Annotated in this window: 1 protein-coding gene; it reads left to right on the top strand. The window is 34.4% G+C overall.

The features are described 5' to 3' along the window. Positions 1-440 precede the first annotated feature (440 nt). On the top strand, positions 441-1,955 hold the full coding sequence (locus tag AC3DU7_RS03900) for a CPBP family intramembrane glutamic endopeptidase (RefSeq protein WP_488038046.1): 1,515 nt from the start codon (positions 441-443) through the stop codon (positions 1,953-1,955). Positions 1,956-2,184 lie beyond the last annotated feature (229 nt).

Raw genomic sequence — 2,184 nt, 5'->3', positions numbered from 1 at the left:
TACCTCGTTTGTGGTACTTATAGCAGGGAACAGGCAACAGGCAACAGGCAACAGGCAACAGGCAGCAGGGAACAGGGAACAGGGAACAGGGAACAGTGGGAAAAACATTGCTTAGTCTAATTCTTGATATATCTAGGTTTCAGCCATTTCAAGCAAGTTCAGGTATTTTCATTGCTAATACTCGGTTTGAAGCCATTTTCAGTGTAAAAAATCTAAAAGTCCAGTTAGAAGTGATTTTTGTAACAGGGATGCATGAGCAACTCTCCAAAAATATTGCGCCTTAAAAGGTGGGGTTCTAGACCCATATTATTTTGATAAGTCGTGACAAATCAAAAAGTAAATAAAAAAACTGAAACTCCCATCTGTTCCCTGTTCCCTGTTCCCTGTTCCCTAAAAGCGTTAAGATTTTTATACACAAATAAAATAGGATTGCTATATTAATGACGATTAAAAGATTAATTTTAAGTATTCTGACTATTGTAGCCATTTCTTTTATTGGTTTTTCTTTATTTAGTAGTGTAACTCAGCCACAAATTCAAGGTCGTTTGGAGTTATATCAGACTAATTTATTGTTGCACGCTGCGGAATGGCAACCTGAAGATTTAGATAGTAAGAATTTTACTTTAGCTAGTGAAGCTTTGATTGGTAATGATTCTTATAAGGCAGGATTAATACAATATAAAAATGCTCGTCAGTCGGCTCAACAGCAACTGGAAAAACAAACTCTAGAGGTGGAAAATTTAGGAGAAGTACAACAGTTAGACCGGAATATAAGTCAGTTAAAAAATCTGATTAATGAATTTGATATTAATATCGGAATTTTACAGGCACAAAAAAATCAAATAGATGAAGCTAGGCAAAGTTGGCAAAATTTAACTGAGTCAGAAATAGAAAATCAGTCTTTAGGAGAAACGGCAAAAGTTTTAAGTGAAATTTGGAATAATCCAGCGAAAATTTTACCTGATGCAGAAACTTTAATCCAGAAAAATTTAGATGGATGGTTTCGTTATCGTGCCTTAAAAGAATTATATAAATTACAGGAAAGACAAGAGGTTTTAGCTCAACTAGAAACCCAGGAACAAGAAATAGCTCAACAGGCAGTATTAAAGTTAGCAATTGTTGCTGGTTTGCCAGGAATGGGATTAGTATTCGGAATAGGATTACTCATATTTTTAGGAATACAATGGTTAATCTCTGGTAAAGAATCTTTATTGTTAAAAAATGCCAATTTACCTTGGGAAGTTACTTGGGATGGTGAAACAATTTTACAAGTATTTGTAGTTGGATTTTTCTTAGTCGGACAAATTATGATTCCTTTAGGATTAGAGATTTTTAAAGGTTTCACAAATTGGCAACCTGCAATGATGGGAGTGCGGGTACAAGCTGGATATATTTTAGGGAGTTATATTCTGTTTTCTATAGGTGGTTTATTAGTACTTTATTTTTCACTAAAGTCATTTTTTCCACTGCCGGAAGGTTGGTTTAAATTTGATTTACACGATGGTTGGTTTTTTTGGGGTTTGGGTGGATATTTTGTTGCTTTGCCAATGGTAATTTTAATATCTTTAATTAATCAACAATTATGGCAAGGTCAAGGTGGAAGTAATCCAATTTTACCTATTGCTTTGAACGGACAAGATGGATTAGCTTTAGCTCTTTTTTATGTCACAGCTTCTATTGCTGCACCAGTTTTTGAAGAGATTATGTTTCGAGGATTTTTGTTGCCTTCTTTAACAAAATATATGCCAGTGTGGGGAGCTGTTGTAGCAAGTGGATTTTTATTCGCCATAGCTCATTTGAATATTTCAGAAGTTTTACCTTTAGCTGTTTTAGGAATGATTTTAGGAGTAGTTTATACTAGGTCTCGTAACCTTTTATCTTCCATGTTGTTACATAGTTTATGGAATGGTGGAACATTACTAAGTTTGTATATTTTGGGAAGTGGTAGTTCTTAATATGTAAGCATTTCCTGCGAAATGCTGCGCAAACAGCTATTAGCGTTTCCGTTTTTCATGCTCCGAAACAGCAATCAGATGTATGAACTTATGCAAGCAAGAATTGAGGTTAGGTTATAGCCAATTTCATTAATTAATTTTAATCATCCTTGGCGGATAATTTCTCTCAAGTATGATAATGAATTAATAACAAATAGCTGATGGCTGAATGCTTACTCACAAACAGACT

The sequence above is a fragment of the Okeania sp. genome, from assembly GCF_983059655.1.
Note: the sequence above shows the minus strand (reverse complement) of the source record. Positions and strands in the feature narration are given on the sequence as shown.

Excerpts from the sequence above, each read along its gene's own strand:
- AC3DU7_RS03900 (WP_488038046.1), top strand. The coding sequence starts at position 441 with ATGACGATTAAAAGATTAATTTTAAGTATTCTGACTATTGTAGCCATT.